This is a genomic window from Novosphingobium sp. B-7 (assembly GCF_000410615.1).
Lineage (GTDB): Bacteria > Pseudomonadota > Alphaproteobacteria > Sphingomonadales > Sphingomonadaceae > Novosphingobium > Novosphingobium capsulatum.
Window position 1 is genome coordinate 1 of sequence record NZ_APCQ01000706.1, and the last position, 1017, is coordinate 1017.

Sequence of the window (1017 nt, forward strand, 5' to 3'; positions counted from 1 at the left end):
TCGAGGCGGGCCAGCGCTGCCTGCGCCACGGCCAGATCAAGCGCGAGCGGCTTTTCGCACAAGACCGCCAAGCCGCGCGCGGCAGCATCGAGCGTTTGCGGCGCATGCAGCGCGGTGGGGCTGGCGATCACCGTGCCGGCAAGGCCCGGATGATCGAGCGCCTGTTCGGGTGACAGCGCCAGCGCGCCGTGGCGATCGGCCAGGGCCTGGGCGGCGGCGGGATCGATATCGGCGACCACGGCCAGGCGCAGGCCGGGATGGCGGGCGATATGCGCGGCATGGACGGCGCCGATGCGCCCGGCGCCCAGCAGAGCGATTGTGTGCATGAGGCCTGGCGGTTCCTTTGGCGTGGCGGTTCCTTCGGCGTGTTCAGGCGCGTCTGTGCCGAAACTGGCGCGCCGGCACAAGAGCGGCACTGGCCAGAGCGCGCGCTTGGCGGCATAGCGGGGGCAACCTTCACCAGCCAGGGAAACGGCGCCGTCCATGAAGCCACTCGATGTCATCGCGATCGGCCGCGCCGGGGTTGATCTCTATGGCGAGCAGGTGGGCGGCCGGCTGGAAGACATGGCCAGCTTTGCCAAGTATGTGGGGGGCAGCCCGACCAACACCGCGATCGGCATGGCGCGGCTGGGCCTGCGCGCCGGGCTGATCACCCGCGTGGGTGGCGATCACATGGGCCGCTTCATCCGCGAGGAACTGGTGCGTGAAGGGGTGGACACGCGCGGCGTGCGCAGCGATCCGGCGCGGCTGACCGCGCTGGTCCTGCTCGGCATTCGCGAAAACGGCACCTATCCGCTGATCTTCTATCGCCAGGATTGCGCCGACATGGCGCTGTGCGAGGCCGACGTTGACGCCGCGTTGATCGCCCAGGCCGGCGCCGTGCTGCTGTCGGGCACGCATTTTTCCACGCCGCAGACCGCCGTCGCCAGCCGCCGCGCCGCGCAGCTGATGCGCGCACAGGGCGGGCGCGTGGTGCTCGACGTGGATTATCGCCCGGTGCTGTGGGATCTGGCGCCG

General features: G+C 70.7%; 2 protein-coding genes. One reads left to right on the forward strand and one right to left on the reverse strand.

Annotated elements, in window-relative coordinates:
* A partial coding sequence (locus H926_RS33105) for a Gfo/Idh/MocA family protein (RefSeq protein WP_158441950.1) occupies positions 1–326 on the reverse strand: 326 nt, incomplete at its 3' end.
* A gap of 157 nt (positions 327–483) precedes the next feature.
* Here H926_RS33105 and H926_RS26170 point away from each other — a divergent pair.
* Positions 484–1017: PfkB family carbohydrate kinase (locus H926_RS26170; RefSeq protein ID WP_043608474.1), on the forward strand; the 534-nt coding region annotated here is incomplete at its 3' end.